At 66.9% G+C, this 23,673-nt stretch carries 22 protein-coding genes; 9 read left to right on the top strand and 13 right to left on the bottom strand.

All coding sequences use genetic code 11. From position 1 onward, the window contains the following. The first annotated feature begins 5 nt into the window (after nucleotides 1–5). The gene (locus IEV67_RS03115; RefSeq protein WP_188435114.1) at nucleotides 6–1,202 is read left to right on the top strand and encodes a cytochrome P450; all 1,197 of its coding nucleotides are present in this window, start codon (nucleotides 6–8) and stop codon (nucleotides 1,200–1,202) included. A 56-nt stretch (nucleotides 1,203–1,258) separates the two neighbouring features. Here IEV67_RS03115 and IEV67_RS03110 read toward each other — a convergent pair whose 3' ends face one another. Then, on the bottom strand, nucleotides 1,259–1,867 hold the full coding sequence (locus tag IEV67_RS03110; RefSeq protein ID WP_188435113.1) for a TetR/AcrR family transcriptional regulator: 609 nt from the start codon (nucleotides 1,865–1,867) through the stop codon (nucleotides 1,259–1,261). Nucleotides 1,868–2,003: 136 nt separating this feature from the next. Here IEV67_RS03110 and IEV67_RS03105 point away from each other — a divergent pair, with 136 nt between their 5' ends. Beyond that, nucleotides 2,004–3,692, top strand: coding sequence for an MFS transporter (locus tag IEV67_RS03105; RefSeq protein ID WP_188435112.1), 1,689 nt, complete (start codon nucleotides 2,004–2,006; stop codon nucleotides 3,690–3,692). Nucleotides 3,693–3,763: 71 nt separating this feature from the next. On the opposite strand, the gene IEV67_RS03100 is transcribed toward IEV67_RS03105, so the two are convergent. From IEV67_RS03100 to IEV67_RS03090, 3 genes are read right to left on the bottom strand one after another with little or no spacing between them, the layout of a single operon-like run. Further along, nucleotides 3,764–4,900 (bottom strand): NAD(P)/FAD-dependent oxidoreductase, encoded by a 1,137-nt coding sequence (locus tag IEV67_RS03100; RefSeq protein WP_188435111.1) that lies wholly within the window; start codon nucleotides 4,898–4,900, stop codon nucleotides 3,764–3,766. Then, nucleotides 4,897–5,121, bottom strand: coding sequence for a ferredoxin (locus IEV67_RS03095; protein ID WP_188435110.1), 225 nt, complete (start codon nucleotides 5,119–5,121; stop codon nucleotides 4,897–4,899). Before IEV67_RS03095 ends, IEV67_RS03100 begins: the two co-directional genes overlap by 4 nt. A gap of 28 nt (nucleotides 5,122–5,149) precedes the next feature. Beyond that, nucleotides 5,150–6,322, bottom strand: coding sequence for a cytochrome P450 (locus IEV67_RS03090; protein WP_188435109.1), 1,173 nt, complete (start codon nucleotides 6,320–6,322; stop codon nucleotides 5,150–5,152). Between the two features lie 208 nt (nucleotides 6,323–6,530). Between IEV67_RS03090 and IEV67_RS03085 the strand changes: the two genes are divergently transcribed. The 6 genes from IEV67_RS03085 to IEV67_RS03060 are packed head-to-tail and all read left to right on the top strand — an operon-like array spanning nucleotide 6,531 to nucleotide 13,255. Beyond that, nucleotides 6,531–7,517, top strand: a complete 987-nt coding sequence (locus IEV67_RS03085; RefSeq protein ID WP_188435108.1) for a phosphotriesterase family protein — start codon at nucleotides 6,531–6,533, stop codon at nucleotides 7,515–7,517. Between the two features lies 1 nt (nucleotide 7,518). After that, a complete protein-coding gene (locus IEV67_RS03080; protein WP_188435107.1) occupies nucleotides 7,519–8,502 on the top strand; it encodes a phosphotriesterase family protein in 984 nt (327 codons plus the stop codon). A gap of 3 nt (nucleotides 8,503–8,505) precedes the next feature. Continuing rightward, entirely contained in the window at nucleotides 8,506–9,651 is a 1,146-nt protein-coding gene (locus tag IEV67_RS03075) for an FAD-dependent oxidoreductase (protein WP_188435106.1), read from the top strand. A 12-nt stretch (nucleotides 9,652–9,663) separates the two neighbouring features. Next, nucleotides 9,664–10,599, top strand: coding sequence for an alpha/beta hydrolase (locus tag IEV67_RS03070; protein WP_188435105.1), 936 nt, complete (start codon nucleotides 9,664–9,666; stop codon nucleotides 10,597–10,599). Further along, nucleotides 10,599–11,540, top strand: coding sequence for an MBL fold metallo-hydrolase (locus tag IEV67_RS03065; protein ID WP_188435104.1), 942 nt, complete (start codon nucleotides 10,599–10,601; stop codon nucleotides 11,538–11,540). Before IEV67_RS03070 ends, IEV67_RS03065 begins: the two co-directional genes overlap by 1 nt. Further along, nucleotides 11,537–13,255 carry a CocE/NonD family hydrolase gene (locus IEV67_RS03060; RefSeq protein WP_188435103.1) on the top strand — a complete coding sequence of 573 codons (1,719 nt, stop codon included), beginning with the start codon at nucleotides 11,537–11,539 and terminating at the stop codon, nucleotides 13,253–13,255. The genes IEV67_RS03065 and IEV67_RS03060 overlap by 4 nt, the downstream gene beginning before the upstream one ends. A gap of 84 nt (nucleotides 13,256–13,339) precedes the next feature. On the opposite strand, the gene IEV67_RS03055 is transcribed toward IEV67_RS03060, so the two are convergent. From IEV67_RS03055 to IEV67_RS03030, 6 genes are all read right to left on the bottom strand, one after another. Beyond that, nucleotides 13,340–14,503, bottom strand: coding sequence for an MFS transporter (locus IEV67_RS03055; RefSeq protein WP_188435102.1), 1,164 nt, complete (start codon nucleotides 14,501–14,503; stop codon nucleotides 13,340–13,342). Between the two features lie 75 nt (nucleotides 14,504–14,578). After that, the gene (locus IEV67_RS03050) at nucleotides 14,579–15,412 is read right to left on the bottom strand and encodes an ABC transporter ATP-binding protein (protein ID WP_188435101.1); all 834 of its coding nucleotides are present in this window, start codon (nucleotides 15,410–15,412) and stop codon (nucleotides 14,579–14,581) included. Continuing rightward, entirely contained in the window at nucleotides 15,402–16,175 is a 774-nt protein-coding gene (locus tag IEV67_RS03045; protein WP_188435100.1) for an ABC transporter permease, read from the bottom strand. The genes IEV67_RS03050 and IEV67_RS03045 overlap by 11 nt, the downstream gene beginning before the upstream one ends. Next, the gene (locus IEV67_RS03040) at nucleotides 16,172–16,999 is read right to left on the bottom strand and encodes an ABC transporter permease (protein WP_306440968.1); all 828 of its coding nucleotides are present in this window, start codon (nucleotides 16,997–16,999) and stop codon (nucleotides 16,172–16,174) included. Before IEV67_RS03040 ends, IEV67_RS03045 begins: the two co-directional genes overlap by 4 nt. Continuing rightward, nucleotides 16,996–17,970 carry an ABC transporter substrate-binding protein gene (locus IEV67_RS03035; RefSeq protein ID WP_188435099.1) on the bottom strand — a complete coding sequence of 325 codons (975 nt, stop codon included), beginning with the start codon at nucleotides 17,968–17,970 and terminating at the stop codon, nucleotides 16,996–16,998. Before IEV67_RS03035 ends, IEV67_RS03040 begins: the two co-directional genes overlap by 4 nt. A 129-nt stretch (nucleotides 17,971–18,099) precedes the next feature. Then, nucleotides 18,100–18,744 (bottom strand): GntR family transcriptional regulator, encoded by a 645-nt coding sequence (locus IEV67_RS03030; protein WP_188435098.1) that lies wholly within the window; start codon nucleotides 18,742–18,744, stop codon nucleotides 18,100–18,102. 159 nt (nucleotides 18,745–18,903) lie between these two features. Between IEV67_RS03030 and IEV67_RS03025 the strand changes: the two genes are divergently transcribed. After that, the gene (locus IEV67_RS03025) at nucleotides 18,904–19,899 is read left to right on the top strand and encodes a VOC family protein (protein ID WP_188435097.1); all 996 of its coding nucleotides are present in this window, start codon (nucleotides 18,904–18,906) and stop codon (nucleotides 19,897–19,899) included. Nucleotides 19,900–19,903: 4 nt separating this feature from the next. Here the strand turns inward: IEV67_RS03025 and IEV67_RS03020 are convergent, their stop codons facing one another. The 3 genes from IEV67_RS03020 to IEV67_RS03010 are packed head-to-tail and all read right to left on the bottom strand — an operon-like array spanning nucleotide 19,904 to nucleotide 23,654. Beyond that, the gene (locus IEV67_RS03020) at nucleotides 19,904–20,923 is read right to left on the bottom strand and encodes an ABC transporter permease (RefSeq protein WP_188435096.1); all 1,020 of its coding nucleotides are present in this window, start codon (nucleotides 20,921–20,923) and stop codon (nucleotides 19,904–19,906) included. 52 nt (nucleotides 20,924–20,975) lie between these two features. Next, on the bottom strand, nucleotides 20,976–22,451 hold the full coding sequence (locus tag IEV67_RS03015; protein ID WP_188435095.1) for a sugar ABC transporter ATP-binding protein: 1,476 nt from the start codon (nucleotides 22,449–22,451) through the stop codon (nucleotides 20,976–20,978). A gap of 57 nt (nucleotides 22,452–22,508) precedes the next feature. Continuing rightward, the gene (locus IEV67_RS03010) at nucleotides 22,509–23,654 is read right to left on the bottom strand and encodes a sugar ABC transporter substrate-binding protein (RefSeq protein ID WP_188435094.1); all 1,146 of its coding nucleotides are present in this window, start codon (nucleotides 23,652–23,654) and stop codon (nucleotides 22,509–22,511) included. Nucleotides 23,655–23,673: the final 19 nt, after the last annotated feature.

Genomic DNA, 23,673 nt, shown 5'->3' with positions numbered 1-23,673 from the left:
TGCTCATGACCACTCGCACCGGCGTCCGGCCCGTCACCGTCGACGACCTGGATCTGTTCTCCGATGATGTGCTGCGGAGCACGCAGGCCGTTCAGGACGAGCTCCGCGAACTCGCTCCCGTCGTGTACCTGCCGGCGTGCGAGCTGTGGGCGATCACGCGCTACGACGACATCCGCAGCATCCTGAACGACCCCGCGATCTTCTCGTCGCAGAAGGTCGCGTTCAACGACAGGATGAACGACATCATGGTCGGAACGACCATCGCCACCGATCCGCCGGATCATAAGCAGCTGCGGGACGCGCTCATGGAGAATCTCACTCCGCGTGCGCTGCGCGGGCTGAAGGCCGAGATGGAAGCGAAGGGCGCAGCACATGTGCGAGGCCTTGCGGGCCGTGGCGCGTTCGACGGTCACAGTGACTTCGCTCGCGACTTCGTGCTCTCGGTCGTCGTCGACATGATCGGCGTGCAGGGTGAGGAGCGTGACCTGCTGCTGGTCTGGGCCGAGGCGGCCCTGAATGCGCAGGGCCCGCTCAACGAGCGCGGTCGGGCGGGGCTTCCGGTGGCCGGTGGCATGTTCGCCTGGACGCGAGGACGCCTCACTGCGGAGGACCTGCGCGAAGGAAGCCTGGGTCGCGGCATCTTCGCCGCCGCGGATCGTGGAGAGATCCCCTACGAGAACCGGTCGATCCTCATCGAGCAGATCGTCGTGGCGGGCATGGAGACGACGATCGCGGCGCTGGGCAACGCGACGATCCTGCTCGGGCGCAACCCGGAGCAGTATCGGATGCTGCGCGAAGACGCGACACTGATCGCGTCGGCATTCGCCGAGGTGCTTCGAACGATGGCACCGCTCCCCGTCATCGGGCGATTCGTCAAGGATGCGGTCGAGGTGGGCGGAACGGTCATTCCCGCGGGCGCGCAGGTCGCACTGCTGCTGTCGGCGGGCAACCATGACCCGCGCCACTACAAGGACCCGCAGATGTTCGACATCACCCGCAACCCGACCGATCATCTGTCGTTCGGATACGGAACGCACGGATGCGCGGGTCAGGGGCTTGCACGCATGGAGTCGCATGCGCTGATCGCTGCGCTTGTCTCGCAGATCAAGAGTTTTGCTGTGGACGAGGTGACACCACGGCTCAACAACATCGGCCGCCCGTATGAGCGCATCGCGATCGTGGACGTCGTGGCTGATTCTTGATCGATCTCGCCGGGCGGGAGCGAAGCGAGTCCGTATCCGGGCGGTGACCGATGCCTTCAGTCTCCGAGCAGGCTCGTCCACGCGACGGCGAGGATGTCGAGCTCCGGACCGTCATCAAGTGACCAGGGGTGCTGGATCCATCGTAGGTTCGCGCTGTTCAGGAGCTCCATGGCCAGGTAGCCGCGGTACCTCCGCGTGGCCTCGTCGAAGCGGCCTGCGGCGGCGAGGCCGGTCGTGATGTCGTCGATGACCTCACCGAACCATGCTTCTCGAAGGTCCCGCATCTCCGGGTCGACGGCCGACGCCTCTTCGACCACGGTGATGTACGGCCGGATGTCGGGCCAGCGCTCTGCTTGCGCGCCGATCCAGGCGCGGATCGCGTCGAAGCTGCCTTCTCTCGCAGCATCCACCAGGGAGCCCGCCGTCGATCCGTGTTCGGAGTCCTCGCGGCGATCCAGGTGACGATTCAGCTCGCCGAACAGCGCGCGCATGAGCTCGGTCTTGTTCGGGAAATGCGCGTAGAACGTCACGCGCGTCGTGCCGACTGCCGTGGCGATGTCATCGATCGTGGTGGCGACGTACCCCTGTTCTTGAAAGAGCCGCAGCGCGTGATCGAGCAGCGACTGCCGTGTCTGCTGCTTCTGCTTCTCGCGAAGATTTGCCATGCGCCAACACTAACCACATAACAGTCCGTACATTCGCTTGACAAGCTATAAAGTGAAGGCCATTCTTGGCGTAGACCTCGGCGCCCGAGCCGCGGGTCCACCGCATCCACGCATCAGGGACAAAGGAGTTCCCACCATGTCAACGCAGACCAGTACGATCATCGCCTCGCGCGGGTCAGTGCGGGCGACTTTCATCGCCGCCTTCCTGTCCGTGACTCTGGCACAGACCGCCTACGCAGTGCCCGGCGCGCTCAACGGCGCGTTCGCAGCCGAGTTCCACGCCACCGGCGCCGGGCTCACTTGGATCACCGCGATCTTCGAGATCGGCATCGTCGCCTTCGAGCTCACCTTCGGCCTGCTCGGCGACAAGTTCGGCCGTAAGAAGCTGATGATCGCAGGTTCCCTGATGGTCGTTCTCGGCGCAGCGCTTTCTGCCCTCGCCACCGACATCGCATTCATGATCTTCGCCCAGGCCGTGATCGGAATCGGGGCGGGTCTGCTCTTCCCGATCGGACTCGCGATGGTATCGGCGCTCACACCCGACCGCGCCAAACGATCTCGTGTGATCGCCACCTGGGCAGGCTTCCTGTCACTCGGCGCCGTGATCTCGCCGGTCATGGCCGGTGTAACCGCGCAGTTCTTCACGATCCCGGGAGCAGAGCCGGGCGCCCCGAACGAGTTCAGCGGATGGCGCGTCTCGTACTGGATCATCGCGGCGGTCGCTGTGGTGCTTGTCGCGGTCTCAGCGACCACGCGAGATTCGTCGGCTCCGGCCGGCCGCCGTCTCGACCTGCCGGGCCAGATCACGTTCGCGCTCGGCCTCATCGCCGTGCTCTACGCGACGGTCACCGCGGTCGATCACGGCTTCGGATACTGGCAGGTCATCGCGGCATACATCATCGGCGTCGTGCTTCTGGTGGCGTTCGTCATCATCGAGCTGCGGTCGCCGTCTCCGCTCCTTCACCTCGAACTGTTCCGCAACCGCACCTACTCGACCGCGGCGATCGTCGCCGTGACGGGAATGTTCGCGTTCCTCGCGATCTGCTTCGCGACCTCGATCTCGATGGGCGCGCTCGCCCAGGAGCCGGTCTGGGTGATCGGCGTGCTGTTCGTGGTGATCCAGGGTCCCGCTTTCGTGCTGTCTCCGATCGTCGGCCGCCTGATCCACTCGGTAGCGCCTCGCTGGCTGCTCACGAGCGGCTTCGCGCTCATGGCGATCTCCGGCTTCTGGCTGTCGTCGTACACGATCGGAGTTCCGGCCCGCTTCGGCGGTACCCCGTGGACCGACTTCCTCCTGCCCCTGCTGCTGCTCGGTGTCGGCTTCGCGCTCACGATCGGCTCGATCACGGCCGTGGCGATCAACACGGTCCCCGAGCATCAGATCGGCATGGCCTCGGCCACGACGAGTCTGATGCGTGACCTCGGCTTCACTCTCGGCCCTGTGGTCGGCTCGGCGATCGCGTTCGGGGTGGGCGCGTCGGCGTTCGCACTGCCGATTGTGAGCGTGCTGCAGGGAACCGGCATCCCGCCCGAGGCCGTCGAGGGCCTCTCGCACGTCCCGCCGCTCGCGTGGCTCTCGGGCTGGGAGGGCGTGGTCGGGCAGTTCGCCGGCGAGATGTCTGCTGCGGGTGCTCCGGCTGAGGCCGTCGAGGGCGCGGTCGCATCGATCACCGCGGCGCAGGGCGACATCATGGGTCTGGCCGGATCATCGCTCGGCGGCGGATTCAGCGTCGTCTACATCGTCGCCGCCTTCGCCGCTGTCGGATCGGCCGTGCTGACGCTGTTCCTGCCGAGTACCAAGCGTGAGCAGGTCATCGCGGAGTAGTTCCCGAACCACCGAGAACCGGCCCCGGAGATCATCTCCGGGGCCGGTTCTCTGTTTGTGCAGGCAGGGGTTCAGTCGAAAGAGGCGTCCGTCAGTCGGCGCAGCCGGGGTATCGGGATGCGGTGATCGATCGCCATGACCGAGCGCGTGCCGTCGGCGCCGTGCCAGCGCAGCAGTGACGGAGTGGCATCCGGTTCGCCGATCAGCACCTCGGGCGCTCCCCGGACGGGCAGGGGCCCCACGGCCTTGACGCTGTGGCCGAACTGCTCGGTCCAGAAGTAGTTCTGAAAGCGCAGCGCGGGAGCCTCAGGGTCGAGAAGAGCGGATGCCGCGGCCCTCGCCTGCTCGATCGCACTGGTCCACAGCGGGGTGCGGATGGCGCCCGGCCCCCAGCCCGTGACGTCACCCGCGGCGACCACCCCCGGCGCGATGCGCCCGTACTCGTCGGCGAGGAGTCGCCCACCGCTGAGGATGCCGGAGGCGCCGAGCCATTCCGTGTTCGGCACGTCGCCGACTGCGCTGACGAGAACGTCGGCGGTATACATCGAGCCGTCGGCGGTGCGCACGACGGCTCGCTCACCCTCAGCATCCACACTCGCGGACGCCGTGACGACGATGCGCAGACCCTGTTCTCTGGCGGATGTCGTGAGGATGCCGGCGACGTGCGCCCCCAGCTGCCGCGACATCGGTTCGGATGTCGCGATCAGGGTGACGCGGCATCCAGCGGCGACAGCGCCGGAAGCGATCTCCATGCCGAGCACTCCGCCGCCGAGCACGACAACCTCTGGGCGCCCTTCGAGCCGGTCCCGCAGAGCGTGCGCGTCGTCGAGACCACGCAGCGTCAGTTCGCCAGGGTGATCGCTGAGGCGCCGCGCGCGCGAGCCGGTTGCGATGACCAGCCCGTCGTAGGTCAGATCGTCACGGTCGTCGAGAGAGACTGTACGGCGCTCGATGTCGAGCCCGATCGCGGATACACCGCGAAGCTCTCTCGCGCCGTGGGTGGCGGGCGAGAGCTCATGGGCGGTGAGGTCGCCGTCGAGTTTCAGCAGCGCCTTCGAAAGCGCGGGGCGACTGTATGCGGCGTGCGACTCCGAGCCGATGACGACCAGATCGCCGTCGAAGCCGCGCTCGCGGAGTGTGTCGCAGGCGGTGAGGCCGGCGATCCCACCGCCCACGACGACGACGCGTTCGAGGCGGTTGATGGTCATTCCGAGGCGGCTGCGGGGTCGGCCGCATCTGGACTGACCAGGCGCAGTGCAGCGACCGGGCACACCCGCACGGCGGCCTGCGCGCGGGTGACATCGGCGCCTTCGACCTCGGGAACATCGACGACGAGTTCGCCGTCGTCGTCCAGGTGCATGAGGTCGGGAGCGGCCTCTTCGCAGAGGCCATGACCCTCGCAGCGGGGGCGGTCGAGCTCGATGATCATGGGGTGTCCTCTCTGACGGTGGTCACGTTCACGCCGGTACGACGTCGTGCACGGGCAGGGTGCGGATGCTGCGGGTGATGTTCGACGGCTCGCGCATCTCGTCGCCGAGTGAGAACGACCCGACGTGCACGGCGAGTGCGCGGATCACGGCGTGGGCCTCGAGTCGCGCGAGTCCCTGCCCGGCGCAGCCGTGCGGACCGTATCCGAACGACAGGTGGTCGACCGGATTGCGGGTGATGTCGAACACGTCGGCGTTCTCGTAGTGGCGGGGGTCACGGTTGCCCGCGCCGAAGAGGATCGCGACCTGGGCGCCCTCGGGGATCACGATGCCGTCGAGCTCCACGTCGCGGGTGGCGCGCCGTCCCCACGCGTGCACGGGTGCCCAGTACCGCAGCACCTCGTTGAAGGCCGCGGAGATGAGCGAGGGATCCTGACGCACCAGCTCGAACTGCTCGGGGTGGCGACCGAACAGCGCCACGATGTTGCCGATCGACGCGACCGTGGTGTCGACACCTGCGCCGAGGTACTGGTGGATGATGTGGCCGGCACTGCCCTCGGGGATCGCTCCGCGCGTCTCGGCGTCGAAGATGCCGCGTCCGATGGATCCTTCAGCGAGGTCGGCAGCGGTGACGTTGCTGCACCAGCCGTACAATTCGCCGGCGATGGGGAAGTTCTCCTGCGTGCGCTGGTTCATCGGGCCGATGACCTCCATCGCGGCCTGGCCCCAGCGCATCATGTTCTCCTTCACCTCGCCGGTGAAGCCGATGAGGTCGGCGACGATCTCGAGCGGGAACGCGCGGGCGAGGTCGTCAATCGCCTCGAAGTCGCCACGCGCGGCGAGCTCGGCGACGAGCGCATCGGCCTTCGCCTCGATCTGCACGCCCAGGCCGCGCAGCGCACGCGGGGTGAGATTCTCGGACAGGGTCGCGCGCAGCGTGGTGTGCTCCGGCGGATCGGAGCGCAGGGAGGTGCCGGCGAGTGCCTCGTTGACCATCGGGTTGAACCCGATCGTGGCTGAGGAGAACGACTCCCAGTCGGCAAGTGCGTCGCGGATGGCGTCGTAGCGGGTGAGGGCGTAGACGTCGTTGCGTGGCACGTGCACAACCGCGCCGAGTTCGCGCAGGGTCGCGTACGTCGGATACGGATCGACGAGCACGTCGTCGGCGAACAGGTCGATGTCTGATGCGGGTGCTGTCCTCATGATTCTCGTCCTCGAGTCTCGTGCGTACTTCCGCCGCCGTGGCGGAAGGCTTTACAGACAGTAAAGCCTTGGGTTTGCATCTTGTAAAGCTTTCTCTGTCCATTGCGCCAAGTCGCTTGACAGACTGTAAAGCGAATGGCAGGATCAACACATCCCCCGAACGCGACGTCGTGCGTCTGGGGGCGAAGACTCAACGGAGAGGAACCCTGTGAGCACAACCGTCAACACGGTCTTGGGGCCGGTCGCGGCCGATGAGCTCGGCGTCGTCGCGATCCATGAGGCGCTGCTGTCCGTGGTGCCGGGAGCGCAGTACGCGTACGACATCGACATCGATCGCGCTGAGATCTTCGAGGTCCTCAAGGGCAAGCTCGAGGGCTTCAAGGCGGCCGGCGGCGGCACTATCGTCGACCGCACCGGCATGTTCCACGGCCGCGACCTGCCGCTGTACGAGGCGTTGTCTCGCACGACGGGCGTGCACATCGTGGCATCCACCGGCATGGGCCCCGAGGAGAACCTCGGGGGCTACTTCCTCACTCCGCAGACCAACCCGCCGACGCCGTGGCCCGCCGAGCGGTTCGCTGAGCTGTTCGCCGCCGAGGCCACCGACGGCATGGTCATCCCGCGGGTCGAACGCCGCGCCTCCGCCGGCCTTATCGTCACCACCCAGACCACCGCGGGGGCCACTCCGACCGACGACAGCCTGCTGCAGGGTGCCGCTCGCGCGGCCACGCAGTCGGGTGTCGCCCTGTCGTTCTCGGCGCCCGCCGACGACCCGATCGGTGCGCTGGAACTCGCGCTCGCCGAGGGGCTTACGGCTGATCGTGTGATCGTCGGCGGCCTCGACCGCACCGGTTCCGCCGACATCATCCGCGCCGTGGTCGAGCGCGGCGCGAACGTCGCTATCGACCACGTCGGACAGTCGGATGCCGACCTCCTGAGCGACGACGAGCGCGCAGCCCTGGTGGCCGAGCTCATCGTCGCCGGCCACGGCTCCCGCATCCTGCTCTCGGCCGGCGCCGTCGGCGTCGCCAAGGGTCACCCGGAAACGGACGTCGCCTACGACGCCGTGCTCACCGGCTTCGCCCCGAAACTGACGGCCCTCGGTCTCGACGAAGACAGCATCCGCGGCATCCTCGTCGACAACCCCGCAGCTCTGCTGACTGTGAAGCCCGCGCTCGCCGTGAAGGAGGCCTGACATGACCCGCGTGAACACCGTCACCGGACCCATCGCCGTGGAGCAGCTCGGCTTCACCTCGATCCACGAGCACATCGGCTACGGGATGCCGGGCAGCGAGCTCGACACCCGCTGGTGGAAGACGCCAGAGCAGCGCTACGAGGAGACGATTCCGAAGCTGCGGAAGTTCGCCGAGTACGGCGGGCAGACCTTCGTGGATGCCACCGGCATCTGCAACGGCCGCGACATCGACTACTACCAGTCGATCTCCGAGAAGACCGGCATCAACATCATCGCGTCCACCGGCTTCGTCGGCGGCGACACGGCACTGAAGCACTTCGCCGAGGCGAGCGTCGAGTACCTGGCCGACCAGTTCATCCACGAGCTGACCGTCGGCATCGGCCGCACGGGCGGCAAGGCCGGCATCATCAAGGTCGGCGTGAGCCGAGGATTCAAGATGCTGCCGCTCGACCTGCGCATCTACCGCGCAGCCGCTCGTGCCTCGCTGGCGACGGGTGCGCCGATCATCACGCACCTCGCCGTCGACGCGCAGTCCGCGATCGACGTGTTCAACGAGGAGGGCCTGCCGCTCACCCGCGTGCTGTTCGGCCACGCCGACGACGGAGTCAGCCAGGGCAAGGTCGACGAAGAGGGCATCGTCTCGGCCGGCGGTCGCATCGGCTTCGACACCTTCGGCTATGACCTCGAGCTCCCAGACCCGCCGTTCTGGGGCCGCCACCGCGACGAGCGCTTCCAGCACCTCATGCGCTACCTGCGCTCGGGCCAGATCGACAAGGTGCTCGTCGCCGCCGACGCCAACTGCAGCCCGCTGGGCTGGCCGGGCGTCAAGGGGCACACGATCAACTACCTGTTCGAGCAGCTCATCCCCGACCTCAGGCAGGACGGCGTCGATGACGCCACCATCGACCAGCTCTTCGTCGGAAACGTCGCCGACTTCTTCTCGACCACCACACCAGCGCCCACCACCCCTCTCGAAGGCGAGTGAACCATGGATCTCAACGGACTGAACGTCGCCATCATCGGCGCCGGATACGCAGGCGCATCGACCGCCAAGGCGCTGAGCCTGCGCGGCGCGAACGTCACCGTCTACGAGCAGGCCCGCCAGTCGGGCGAAGTGGGCGCGGGCATCGGCCTTCGTCCGTCGTCGATGGATGCATTCCGCGAGTGGGGTGCATACGATGCCATCGCCGCCGTGAGCACAGCGAGCAACGGCATCCGCATCCTCACCCCGCAGGACGATCTCGTGCACGCCGAGGAGTGGCCCGAGAAGGAGCTGTTCGGCACCACGACGCATCTCATCCACCGCCGGGATTTCATCGATGCGCTGATGTCGGTGCTGCCAGAGGGCATGGTGAAGTTCGGCCACCGGATGGAGTCGATCGTCGACAACGGCGACACCGCCACGGTCACGTTCGAGAACGGCGAGAGCGTCACGGCCGATCTGGTGATCGGCGCCGACGGCATCAGTTCGCGCGTGCGCAAGGCTCTGTTCAGCGACAACGCTCCGGTGTTCGCGCATGAGCACGCCTACCGCGCCGTGTTCGACATCTCGCTCGTGCCGGGTGTCTTCGACGAGGACGACGACTTCCGCGTCTACTTCGACGCCCCCACCAACCGGCACCTCTACCTGCTGCCGCTGCGTCACCGCGGTCAGGTGTCGTTCGACATCACGGTGCCCTCTGACGATGAGACCTGGTCGCCGGTGGTCACCCGCGAGGTCATCGTGGCATCTCTCAAGGGCTTCGACCCGCGCTTCGAGCACATCACCGAGTCGATCGACATCGACACGATCAACTGCCGCGCAGCCTATGACATCGATCCGGTCGACACCTGGCACAGCGACTCGGTGGTGCTCGTCGGCGACGCGGCCCACGCCATGCTGCACCACCAGGGGCAGGGGGCGAACTCGGCCATCCTCGACGCGAAGGGACTGGCGGATGCTCTCGCCTCGGCCCCTTCGGCGAAGGAGGGACTCGCAGCCTTCCAAGCCGCACGCAAGCCGATCACCGACGGGTACCAGTTCGTGTCGCGCAACGGGTGGGACCCCGGTGCGCTCGATGACGGATTCCCCGGTCAGCACGCCGACTCGGACGCTGCCGGGCCTGCGACCCCCGAGCCCGCATCCGCCAACTGAGGAGACGGACCCATGCCACTGCATCCCGAGATCGCCCGCGTCCTGGCATCCTTCCCGCACGACGAGCCCGATACCGACGACGCAGCGCCCCTCGATCCCGCCGCCATGCGCGCGGGGGAGGAGGCGCAGGTTCCCGCCCTTGAGGACCGTCACCCGGTCGCGCACGTCGACGATCGCACGATCTCGACTCCCGCCGGCGACGTCCCGGTGCGGGTGTACGCGCAGTCGGATGCCGCGACCGGAGCCATCGTCTACATCCACGGCGGCGCGTACTTCCTCGGCAGCCTGAACACACATGACCACATCGCGCGCCAACTGGCGATCGCGACGGGGTTGCGCGTGTTCTCGGTGGGTTACCGCCTGGCGCCGGAGCATCCGTTCCCCGCCGCGATCGATGACGTCACGGGCGTCGTCGAGTGGCTTCTCGAGAACGGCGAAGCAGCGGGCTGGGATGGTGGTGTTCTCGCGCTTGTCGGCGACAGCTCGGGCGGAACCGTCGCCACGGTCGTGGCATCCGCTCTGCACGATCGAGGCATCGACCGGATCACGCACCAAGTTCTCTACTATCCGTCGGTCGACCTCGATCTGGATCCCGAGCGCTACCCGTCCATGGTCGAGAACGCCGTCGGCTACGGCATGGAGACTGCCGGTATCGCGCCGTTCAACCAGTTCTACTTCGACTCCGGCGCCGATCCGATCGACCCGCGCGTCTCGCCGATCAAGCGGTCAGACCTCACGGGGCTGCCACCGGCGCTCATCCTCACCGGCGAGTTCGATCCGATGCGCGACGAGGGCGAGCTGTACGGTCAGCGTCTGAAGGATGCCGGAGTGCGCACGGTCGTGCACCGTCATGAGGGGGCGGGACACGGCTTCGTGCAGCATTTCTCGTGGCTGCCCGAGTACGGTGCGGCATTCGCCGAGACCGCCGCGTTCGTGAAGGACGCCTGATGGTCGACATCCACCCGCTCGTCGCCCCGTGGGGGCGATTCGGCCTGCGCAGTTTCTTCATCGATGCGCCGGAACCCGCGATCGTCGACACCGGAGTCACCGAGTCCATCGACGGGATGCGCGCCGGACTCGAGGCGATCGGACGTCGCATCGAGGACGTGCGCTGGATCCTGCTCACGCACGGCCACATCGATCACGTCGGCGGTGCGCATGCGCTGTGGGAGCTCACCGGGCGCAAGGCCGAGGTCGTCATCCATCGTGCTGACGCGCCGATGCTGCGCTCGCGGCAGGCGCACGTCGACGAGTGGCGCTCCGGTCGAGGACGCTGGCTGACCGACCCCGAGGGCGAGGCGAAGGAGGAGGTACTGCTCCGCGCCGCGATCAGCGGTGAGATGGAGCCGACCGTCGTCCTGGACGGCGGCGAGGTGCTCGACCTCGGCGATGGCATCCGCGTCACTGCGCACTCGATCCCCGGCCACACTGCCGGTGCAGTCGCCTATGTCGTCGACGAGACCCGCGACGTCTTCGTCGGCGACGCCGTGCAGGCCTACGGCGCAGCATCCGGATTCCCCGGCTACGAGGACCCCGACCGCTACCGTGCGAGTCTCGAGTTCCTGCGCGACCTCGTCAGGCCCGAACGCATGTATCTCGGCCATCCCTATCGTCGTGCGGACGGCTCGCCGCTGCCCGAGGTGCTGGATGTCACTGATGCGTTCGACGCGCTTCAGGGAAGCCTCGACAACGAGGCGCGCATTCGCGCATCCGTTCTCCCGCACCTGGCGAGCGGCCTGCGAGAGACCGATTCTCCGTACGCGCCGTTCCAGCTCGTCGCCGAAGAGCTCGGCTATACCGGAGACCCGACGCTGGAACCTGCCCCCTTCTTCACCACGATGAACGCGTACGTCACGCACTTCAGCCCCGACCCTGGAGCAGACTCATGAGCAGCACTCACACGATCGACACCGCCGGACGATCCATCCGCGTCGAAAAGGATCTGCAGGTGCCGATGCGCGATGGGGTCGCCCTCGTCGCCGATGCCTACGGCGCCTCCGTTGACGAGCCTCGCCCGGCGCTCGTGGCGCTGAGCCCCTACGGCAAGGAGCTGCAGGCGCTCGCACTGACGATGCCGCCGCAGCGCCGCCCCTCGCCCATGTGGGACGGCTGCATCGAGGCCGGCGACATCGCGCGCGTGGTCGACGAGGGCTATGTGCACGTGATCGGCGACCTGCGCGGCTCGGGCGGTTCTGAGGGCGAGCACATCGGCAACTACAACGCCGGCGGCGTCTCGCTCGGTCAGGACGCGTACGACTTCATCGAGTGGGTCGCGGCGCAGCCATGGTGCGATGGCAACGTCGGCATGATCGGCATCTCCTACTTCGGGTCGATGCAGCTGCTGGCGGCCGCCGAGCGTCCGCCGCACCTGAAGGCGCTGTTCATCTCGGGCGGACACTTCGACTTCTACGAGACCACCTATCACGGCGGCATCATGTGGTTCATGCCCCGCGCCGCCCGTGAGGGCCGCGGCGGCGACAGCGGCTGGGCGTTCACCGACCGCGTGAAGAGCCGGATGCTGGAGACGCTCTCCGACGAAGACGTCAAGGCCCGCGTCGCTGCGCGCCTGGCCGACCCGGATGTGCAGGCATGGCCGAACCTCGTGCACACGCTGCACTACCCGACCAACCACGAGGCGTGGTTCGACATCATCACCAACGAGCTCGATGGTGAGTGGTACGAGGAGCGCAACCCGGTGAACCTCGCCGCGCAGGTCGAGGTGCCGGTGTGGCTGCAGATCGACCAGGGGAGAGGGTGGACCATCGACGGCACGATCGAGGCTTTCAACCAGCTCGGCGGTCCGAAGAAGCTGACGATCGGCTCGTACCCTCCGATGCAGTCGCGGCCGTGGGTCGAAGAGCACGACAAGATGTTCCGCTGGTACGACCACTGGATCAAGGGCATCGACAACGGTGTGATGGACGAGCCCGCTGTGAGCGTGTTCGTCGAGGGTACGCGCGAGTACGCGACCGGCGACCAGTTCCCGCCGAAGCCCGTCGAGCACAAGCCGCTCTTCCTGCGCACTCGCGGGCGGCTCTCGTCCGAGCCCGAGACGATGGATGCGACGGCCGCGGCCCCCGACGGCTTCTATCAGGCGCCGCTCACCGTTACCGACAAGGTCGAGGTGCTGCGCTGGGCGACGCCGGCATTCGAAGAGCCGGTCGAGATGATCGGCACGGGCGCCGCGCACCTGTTCGTCGAGATCGATCAGCCCGACACCAACCTCATCATGCGGTTCTGGGACGAGGCGCCCGGCGGCAAGCGGCAGTTGCTGACGTCGGCGTATCTCAAGGCGTCGCATCGTGAGCTCGATCTCGAACGCACGCGTGAGGGTGACCCGATCCATCCGCACACCCGTGCGGTGCCGGTCGAGCCGGGCAAGATCGAGGAGTACGTGCTGCGGATCTACCCATTCGCGGCGACGCTGCTGCCGGGGCACCGGCTGATCGCGGAGCTGTCGAACGACGAGCCGCTGGCCGACGAGCACAACGCGTTGCTGCCGCCGGACGCGTTCCACCTTCCGGTGGGGCGCCCCGTGACGCACAAGGTCTACCGCGACGCCGCGCATCCGTCGAGGCTCGTGCTGCCGTTCACGACGAAGTAGTCCTTCCCGAGACTGCAATACCACGCCGAGACGGCGACGATTCGCCGCTGTCTCGGCGTGGTGTTGCAGTCTCGCCTGGAGGGCTCAGCGCTCGAGGACGAAACGCGGGCGGGCGGCGTAGACGCCGAAGACCGCCTGCAGCGTCATCGTCACCAGGAGGACGACCAGTGGCAGGGTCCAGCTTCCGGTGGCGGCGTGGATCGCACCGAAGAGAACCGGTCCGATCGCGGCGATGGCGTAGCCGACGGATTGAGACATTCCCGACAGTGCGGACGAGGTGCTGTGATCGCGTGCGCGCTGCGCCATCAGGGTCAGTGAGACTCCGAGTGATGCGCCGGAGAACAGCCCCAGTGGCACGACCCAGAATCCGATCGCTCCGGGCCAGATCATCAGTCCGACCACCCCGGCGACACCGAGCACCGGAAGCAGGGCGGGCGTGATCCGTTCGCCGTGCCCGCGCATGACCAGCGCCACAGCGAGCGAGCCGACGAGCGAGAACAGTTGGTAGACCATGACGTCGACCCCGGCGATCGCGGCGCTGCGCCCGGTCGCGATCGACACTGAGGCGAGCCAGGTGACCAGCACGTAGAAGCTCGTCGACTGCACGCCCATGTAGGCGGCGACCAGCCACGCCACCGGATCGCGCCAGATCCCGGTGCGCGGCGCGCGTCCCACCGGTGCTGCTGTGCGCATCCCGCGACGACTCGCGAGCCACCAGGTGATCAGCGCGAACGGCAGAACCGCACCCCCGGTGAGAAGGAGCGACATCCGCCATCCAGCCCCGATATCGCCTCCGCTGAGCTCTGCGAAAGGAACAGCCAGACCGGATGCCACGGCACCTGCGCCGCCCAGGATCGCCGAGTACACGCCCATCATCAATGGCACGCGCAACGGGAAGTCGCGTTTGATCACGGCGGGCATCAGGACATTGCCGATCGCGAGCGCGACGCCGATGAGCCCGGTGCCGATCCACAGCCACACGCTCGACCCCGGCAGCGACCGCACGACCAAGCCGACGCCGAGCAGGCCGAGCGCCGCGAGCACCGCCCCTCCCAGCCCAAGTCGCCGCCCGAAGCCGTGTGCGAAAGGCGACACCACTGCCCACGTGATCAGAACGATCGTCGACAGCGCGCCAAGAAGCGCCAGCGGGATGCCGGTGTCCGCGGACATGCGGTCGATCAGCGGACCGACCGCCGAGATCGCCGGCCGCATCATGACTGCGACGAGGCACAGCGCGACGATTGCCACGACGCCGTGAAGCGTGCGGGGGCGTTGGGGGTCGGCGATGATCGGAGTCCTCTCAGAACGAAGACCGAGTGGGTGTCAGGCGGTTGCCGCGACCTGCTCGTCTCCGCCGCTGTTGCCCTTGGCCCGTTGGATCTCACCGTAGATGTGGTGGCGCAGTTCCACGAATCGAGGATCGGACCGCGTCGACAGCTGATCGCGCTCATCCGGCAGGTCGATCGTGACGTCGTCCTGCACGACCGTCGGCCGGTTCGACAGCACGATGACGCGCTGACCGAGATACACCGACTCATCGATGTCGTGCGTGACGAACAGTACGGTGACGCCGAGTTCCTTCCAGATCTTGCGCACGAGGTCTTCCAGGTCGGCGCGGGTCTGCGCGTCGACGGCGGCGAAGGGTTCGTCCATCAGCAGGATCTGCGGTCGGTACGCGACGGCGCGGGCGATCGCGACGCGCTGCTGCATTCCGCCGGACAGCTGCCACGGGTACTTGTCTTCCGAGCCGTCCAGTCCGACGGCGTGCAGTGCCTCGCTGGAGCGCTCGCGTCGTTCGGCCTTCGAGCTGCCTGCGCTCTTCAGCGGCAGCTCCACATTGGCCTGCACGCTCATCCAGGGGTAGAGGCTGCGGCCGTACTCCTGGAAGACGACAGCCATCGTGCGCGGGGGACCGGTGATCGCCTTCCCCTCGAGCTCGAGCTTCCCTGCCGTCGCGGGCAGCAGCCCGGCGATGCACTTCAGCAGTGTGGTCTTGCCGGCGCCGGACGGGCCCACGATGCAGACCAGCTGCCCCTGCGGGATGCTGAACGTCAGATCGCGGATCGCCTCGACGCTCTCGCCGCCCGGTGTCGCCGGCGGATAGACCTTGCGCAGTCCGTCGACGCGCAGGACGGGTGTGGTGGTTTCAAGACTCACGTTGGACTTCTCTCAATCCGTGATACCAGCGGAGGATGTAGCGCTCGACGTAGCGAAAGAGCACCGCGAGGCCGAGACCGATCAGTCCCAGCACGAGGATGCCGCTCCACATCTCCGGGATGGCGAAGTTGCGCTGGAATTGGACGATGGTGAACCCGAGGCCGGCGGAGGTGTACCAGAGCTCGGAGATGACCATCAGGATGAGGGCGATCGACAGGCTCTGCCGCACCCCGGTGAGGATCTGCGGGGCGGCCGCCGGCAGGGTCAGGTAGCGCAGCCGGTCGAGGCGACCGAGCCCGTAGCTGCGTGCCGTGTCCCGTTGCACCTCGTCGGTGGCGCGCACGCCCTCGACGGTGTTCAGAAGTACGGGCCAGAGCGATCCGAAGATGATCACGAACACCTGCATCCGCCAGTTCACGCCGATGATGATCATCAGCAGGGGCAGCAGCACGGGTGGCGGAATGGCGCGGAAGAACTCCAGCAGCGGCTCGAGAAGCTGACGCAGCGGACGGAACGATCCGATCAGGATGCCGAGCACGACGCCGACGATGATCGACCCGGCTATGCCGAGGAACAGCCTCCCGATGCTGGGCAGTACGTCTTCCGTGAACCGATCGCCGAACCAGGTGCCGAAGAAGGTGGTGATCAGCTCGCCGGGCGTCGGCACGAAGAACGTCGGGTTCACGATCGTGGAGATCCACCACAGCAGTACGAGGATGATCGGCAGCGCGAGCAGGAAGAACACGGACTTGAAGAACTTCATCCGACTGCCTCCATCCGCACCGAGGTGTGCCACACGAGCACGCGGCGCTCGACGAATCGCACGACGAGGTTGATCGCGACGCCGATGAGCCCTGTGGCGAGGATCAGGGCGTACATGCCTGTGATGTCTCCGCCCTCGCGCGTCTCCGCGATCTGCTTGCCGAGGCCGGGAGTGCCGATGATGAGCTCAGCGGTGATCGCGAGGATCAGCGCGACGGCGGCGGCGAGGCGGATGCCGGTCATCAGGTACGGCAGTGCCGTCGGCCACATGACGTGGCGGATGCGCTGGAACCGGCTGAGACCATAGCTGCGCGCGGTGGCATCGGCGACCGGGTCGACGTCCTTCGCGCCGTAGATGACCTGCAGGAGCACCTGCCAGAACGCGGCGTACACGATCAGCAGGAGTCCGGCCTGGATCTTGGTGCCGAACAGCAGCACAGCGAGCGGGATCAGGGCGACGGATGGCACCGGGCGGAGGAACTCGATCGTCGAGTGCGTGAATCGCTCGAGGAACCTGCTCGAGCCGATCAGGAACCCGAGCACAGTGCCGGCGACGACGGCGATGAGCAGGCCGAGCGACCAGCTGAGCATGGTCGAGCCGGCGTCGCGCCAGAATGCCTTGTCGACCACGTACGTGCCGAAGCGGACGAGCACCTCGCTGGCCGGCGGCACGAATCGGGAGCTGACCAGGCCCAGCCGCGAGACGGCTTCCCAGATGCCGAGGAAACCGATCACCCCGATCGCCCCGAGCACCATGCCGCTCCCCGACGAGGTGCGACGACGCAGCCGCCGCACCTCCGTCAGAGTGTTGATGACAGCTGTCACGGCAGCAGGTTGTCGAAGTCCGGTTCGGCCTTGAGCACGCCGTACTCCTGCGCCGCCGCGGCGAGCTTCTCGATCGAGGCGCGATCCATCTCGGTCGGGTACTTGGGCAGAGTGATCTCCGCCAGCACCGCCGGGTCGGTCTTCGTGTAGGTCGCCATGATCTCGCGGACAGCATCCGGGTTCGCATCGGCGTACTCGAGCGACTTCGTCATCGCCGTCTGGAACTTCTCCAGCAGGTCGGGGTCGACGTCGCCGAGCGCGAAGTACGCGGCGATGTCGAGCTTCGGGTCGAACTCGGCGTACGCGTAGCTCACGACCTCGAGGCCGGCATCCAGCGCAGAGGTGATGAACGGCTCCACGACGAACGCGGCATCGACCTGATCGTTCTCGACGGCGGCGATCGCGTCCGGGAACGGCACCTCGACGAACTCGATCGTCGAGGAGTCTCCACCCGCCTCATCGACGACAGTGCGCACAACGGTGTCGTTGATGTTGCCGACGCTGTTGCTCGACACGGTCTTGCCGGCGAGATCTGCGGGGCTGGAGATGCCGGAGTCGGCCTTCGTGATGACCGCGCCCATGTCCTTGCTCGTGTCGCCCGTCGTGGCGACTGCGGAGCTGACCATCTTGATGTCGAGCCCCTGATCGGCGGCGACCATGAGCGACAGCGTGTTGCTGAAGCCGAACTGGTAGTCGCCGGAGACGACGGCCGGCACGATCGCGGCGCCACCGGTAGCTGTCTCGATCGTGAGGTCGAGGCCCTCGTCTTCGAAGAAGCCCTGATCGTCGCCGAGGTAGATCGCGGCGGTGTCGGCGATCGGGATGACCCCGACCGTGACCGGAGTCAGCTCCGCCGAGCTGCCGGAGTCTCCGTCGTCGGCGCCGCCGTCTGCCGGGGCGTCCGAGTCGGTGCATCCGCTCAGAACCAGAGCGGTGATCGCCGCGAGGGCGAAGAAGCCTGCCTTTTTCATGTCACTCCGTCGTGTCAATGGTTCGGGTCATCGAGGGCTGCTGTGCCGCCGATGTGCCTGACGGTACCCACGCCGTGACGTCGTTGTCAATTACGTTGACGAGATTGATAACAATCTGAGTCGATCTGTTCAGACGGACGCTGCGGCGTCGTCGAACGACCGCAGCGTCGTGATGACGCTCCCGGTGTGAGCCACCATCGCATTTCGCGCTGATTCCGGATCGCGCCCGCAGACGCCGTCGATGATGGCCAAGTGCTCAGGAAGCGATGTGCTGGGGCGGCCCGGGAGCAGGAAGAGTCGGAACTGGTGGCGCACCATCTGGCCATGCAGTTGGGTGAGCACGCGATCGGCCGTCGCATGATGCGCGATCTCGCGAAGTGTGCCGTGCAACGAAGCGTTGAGTTCCGAATAGCGCATCAGCTCGTTGCGATCGACAGCCTCACGCATCTCGGCGCCGAGCGAGCGGAGGAAGTCGATCTGCTCGTCGGTGACCCGCTCAGCCGCTCGCGCGGCGACGAGGGCTTCCACCGATTGTCGGATCTCCGTGATCTCGATGGCCTCCTCGACGGTGATCTCCCGAACACGTGCTCCCCGATTCGGCTGCAACTCGACCAGCCCTTCGGCTTCGAGCTGGATGAGGGCGTTGCGCAGGGTGAAACGGCTGGCTTTGAACTCGGCTGCCAGATCGGCCTCGATGAGCCGCTGGCGCGGGGCGTAGGCGCCGCGAAGGATCGCGTCGCGCAGCTGATTTCGAACGTCGGAATTCTCAGGCACCGGACGTGTCCTCTCGAGTGATGGTCCTCTCGATCCTGCACCACGAATGCGGCGGCGGTCTCGAGAACATCCTGCGTTCCGCAGCTTCAAGGTCAGCAAGATTGTTGACAATGTATCGGATGCGGCCCTACATTGACCAGGTCAGAGAGGACCCCCGTCATGGCCGTCGCAGAGAATTTCGATCTCGCCCACCTCGGCGCGATCGAGTTGTTCACGCCGAGGTTCGAGGAGAGCCTGCACTTCTTCCGCGACATCTGCGCGATGCGTGAGGTGGCACGTGTCGGCGACTCCGCCTACCTCCGGTGCTGGGACGAATATCAGGTGTACTCGCTGAAGCTCACGGCATCCGAAACCAACGGCGTAGGGCGCACGCTCTACCGCACGACGTCGCCGGAAGCGCTCGAACGTCGCGTCGCGGCGATCGAGAAGACGGGGCTCGGGCACGGCTGGCGCGAGCCGGAGGTCGGCGTCGGGCGGTCGTTCGAGTTCGAGGATCCCGATGGGCATCTCATGGCGCTGTACTACGACACCGAGCAGTATGTGCCCGATGACGAGGATCGTCCTGCGCTGAAGAACCAGGCGTCGGCGTACCCGGGCCGCGGGATCAACACCCGGCGGCTGGACCACATCAACTACCTGACCAGCGACGTGGACGCCGCCGGTGAATTCTGGCGCGACGTGATGATGGCGCGCGAGTCCGAACGGGTGAAGCTCGACGGTGGCGGCTACGGCGCCTGGTGGTTCCGCTTACATCAGAAGTCATACGACGTGGTGTACTCCGACGACTGGACGGGGGAGCGAGGGCGGTTCCACCACTTCGCGTTCGCACCGGACTCGCGTGAGGACGTTCTCAAGGCGGCCGACATCTGTCTCGAGAACGGCATCCACATCGAGTACGGACCCTACAAGCACGCGATCAATCAGACGTTCTTCCTCTACGTCTGGGAGCCCGGCGGCAACCGCATCGAGTTCGCCAACGCCCAGGCCCGCCTGATCCTGGATCCCGACTCCCCCGTGGTGGAGTGGTCGCAGGCAGAGCGCGCCAAGGGCCAGGCCTGGGGGATGAAGACTGTCCCGACCTTCCACACCCATGGCACTCCGTATGTCGAGAACCAGGAGGAGATCGACCGCAGGGCCATGGAGGGCGGGCACTGATCGCTCAGGACGGCGTCCTCGTCTTCCGCTTCATTCCGCCGATCACCCGGCCGATCGCCGAACTGCGCCGCGAGCTCTTCTCCCACTGCGACAGTGCGACAGCCAGCAGCAAGGAGAGGCCGTAGAACAGGTCGTTGACCCAGCGGGGAGACCCCGCGAGCTGCAGCCCTTTGATCCCGACGGCCAGAACGTACATGGCGACGATCGTGCCGAGCACATTGAACCGACCGCCCTTGAACTGCGTCGATCCGAGGAAGACCGCGGTCAGCGCCGGGAGCAGAAAACTCGGTCCGACCGTCGGGTCGCCGGCGTTGAGACGGCTGGTGAGCAACGCACCGGCGAGCGCTGCGAGAGCGCCGCCTGCGACGAGACTTCCGATCTGCAGACGCTCGACCCCGATTCCGGCGAGACGTGCGGACTCGGGGTTGAAGCCGACCGCGTAGAGACGGCGACCGACCGGAGTCCGCTCCAGCACGTACCAGCTGACGATCGCGACACCCAGCAGCGTCCACACCGGCACCGTGATGCCTGCGAACTGGGCAGCGGCGATCTCGCGATACGCGGGGTCGAGTCCGAGGATCTGTTGACTGCCGGACACCCACGCCATTCCCGCGAGCAGGATCGAGCTCATGCCGAGCGTCGCGATGATCGGCTCGACCTTGAGGCGTGTGATCACCAGCGCGGTGACGAGTCCGATCAGCCCACCCACCACGATGACTGCCGGCAACTGCAGGACGATCGGCATGTGGATCTTGCCGAGCAGGAACGCAGACAGGATGGCGCAGAACCCGACCTGTGCGCCGATCGCGAGGTTGAGGGCGCCGGCGGTGAGGGGGATCAGGGCTGCGAGCGCGGCGATGCCGGTCAGCGCCTCGGCATCCAGCAGCGAGCGCCACACACCCGGCTGCAGGAACTTCTCCGGGATCCACAGTGAGAACACGATGAAGAGGATCGCGAAGATGTAGAGAGCGCTGATGTTGCGGAACGACAGCGCGTGGGCGATGTCGGCTCGGGTCACGGACACGGGGGCTCCTTCGGGGCGGCGGTTTCAGGTCTGGGCAGGTGGATGCTGCCGGTCAGGGCAGCCCGTAAGCTTCGGCGACGAGCCGCCGCTCGGTGAGCGCGCCGCCCGTGAGCTCGGCCCCCACGCGGCCGTCGCGCATGACGATCACGCGGTCGCAGAGCAGGGCGAGCTCTTTGGCGTCGGACGAGCTGACCAGCACCGCTGTGCCGGCGGCGGCTCCGCGGTCGATCGCCGCGTAGATCGCGGCTTTTGCGCCGACGTCGACGCCCTGGGTCGGCTCGTCGAGCAGCAGCACGTTCGGGCGCTGGTGCATCGACTTCGCCATCACGATCTTCTGCTGGTTGCCGCCGCTGAACAGCGAGATGCGCTGTTCGGTGCGGGCCGGACGCACGTCGTACTCAGCGAACGCCGCGACGGTCTCTGCGCGTTCGGTGCCCGAGATGGGAGCGAACGCTCTGCGGGTGCGGGCGAGATGCGGGAGGGTGAAGTTCTCGCGGGCATTGAGGTCACGGATGATCGCCAGCCGGCCGCGATCGGCAGGTGCGAAGGCGATCCCGTGCGTCAAGCTCAGCGCGGGAGTGGGATGCGGGTAGTCGAGGCCTGCGACGACATACTCGTCGGCGTCGGCGTCCGTCGCGCCGTACAGAAGCGACGGCACCGCTTCGCGACCGGATCCGAGTGTTCCGGCGACGCCGACGATCTCCCCGGCGTGCAGTACGAGGTCGATCGACTCGACCGAGCCGCCGCGTAATCCTCGTACCTGCAATGCCGCCGCTCCGCGTTCACGGATCGGGCGCTCGGCAGCGGCTGCCGGCTCGACACCGGTGACGATCTCGATGAGGTGAGACTCGTCCATCTCGGCGGTCGGCCGGTCAGCGACCTTCTTGCCGTCGCGCAGTCCGACGATGCGATGGGCGAGGGAGCGCACCTCGTCCAGCCGGTGTGAGACGAACACGATTCCCGCACCTTCGGCAGCGAGTCGGCGTACGGCCTCGAACAGCACATCGACCTCGCCGCGATGCAGGGATTCGGTGGGTTCGTCGAGGAAGAGGACGTTGCGTGAATGCGTCCAGCCGTCCATCGCTCGGCTGATCGCGACCACAGCGCGCTGCGCGGGCGTGAGTGCACTCAGAGGGCAGGTGACGTCGAACACCGGGCCGAAGCGAGCGATCAGTTCTCGTGCGCGCTCGGTCAGCTGACGGTCGCGATAGGGGGAGAGCGCAGCTGCGCCTTCGCCGCGATGCAGGGCGAGGTTCTCGCTCGCCGACAGCTGCCCGATCAGCGCGAGATCCTGGTGGATGAAGTGCAGTTCTGTGCCGTGCGCGGTCTCGATCACGCCGGCATCCGCGGTGTAGACACCGGCGAGGATCTTCATCAGCGTCGACTTGCCTGACCCGTTGTGTCCGACGATCGCGACGATCTCGCCGGAGCGCACGTCGAGGTCGACGTGGTCGAGCGCGGTGAGGCCGGGGAATGCCTTCAGCAGGCCGGAGACATGCAGCAGCGGCTGTGACAGATCTTCAGACACAGGTGTCCTTTCGAGGGGTGTGGTGTGGGGCGCCGGATGTGCGCCCCACACCGTCGATCAGTCGACGAGCCAGTTCGCGGCGAAGCGATCCCGGAAGTCGTCGATGGCGACGTAGCCGAGCACCGGATCCTCCGGGGCGTTCTCCTCATCGGTGATGCGGGTCAGCGTCGACGCCCGGGTGAGGGTGTCCGGCCATTCGTACTCCTGGCCGTTCATCTCGCGCAGAAGCTGATCGAGCACGGTCCACATCATCAGGTTCAGATCCACCGAGAGCGTGGCATCCTGATCGCCCGCTGCGAGCTGTTCGTAGTTCGGCGGTGCCGGCCACATCGCGATGCCGTCGACATCGAGCCCGGCGAGCGACAGCTTCTGCGGCAGGCCGATCTGCACCTCGTCGACTGCGGCGATGAAGTACTCCGTGCCGGGGTTGGCCTGCAGATCGCTGACGACCCGGTCGGATGCCGTCGAGCCGAGCTCGGCGATCGGGATGTCGACCACACGCAGTGTGCAGTCGGGGCAGAGGTCGGAGATGCGGCTCTTGACGCCATCGAGTTCGTAGGACGAGAACGGGAACTCGGGGACGTTGTAGAAGACGAACTCGCTCGCGCCTCCGGAGCGCGAGATCGCGGCAGCGCCCAGCACCTCCCCGTTCATGGTCATCCAGTCGGGGCCGTTGAACGCCTCGGGCAGCCCGAACTCGACCGTGTTCATCACCGATCCGCTGGCCACTGGAACTCCGAGCGCTTCGAGCTGCGCGATCTGACCTTCGAAGAAGATCGGGTCGAGGGTGATGTTGATCACCCCGTCCGGTTCGAGCTCGACGACGGTGTTCATAGCCGCGTTGATGCTCTGCGCGTCACGGCCGGTCTCGACACGCTCGAGGTCGAGGCCGAGAAGCTGTGCCGGTTCCTGCAGGTTGTCCCACATCACCGCGCTCACCGGGGTGCCCACGTCGAGGTAGACCACATGGGTGCCGGGCGCGATGGGCTCGCTCAACGGCTCATCGATCAGCAGGTTCTTCTCGGCGCCGCCGAGCCACGGCTCCAGGAACTCGTTCGCTGCCTCGACGGCCGCGCTGGAGTCGCCGTCGGCGTCGGGCTCGACGGGTTCATCGTCGAGTGTGCTCGAACAGGACGTCAGGAGCAGGGCTCCGACGGTGACGACTGCGGCAGAGCGCAGGATCTTTCGGGTTGGACGGTGCATCTTCGCACTTCCTCTCATC

This window comes from Microbacterium murale (assembly GCF_014635185.1).
Classification (GTDB): domain Bacteria; phylum Actinomycetota; class Actinomycetes; order Actinomycetales; family Microbacteriaceae; genus Microbacterium; species Microbacterium murale.
Note: the sequence above shows the minus strand (reverse complement) of the source record. Positions and strands in the feature narration are given on the sequence as shown.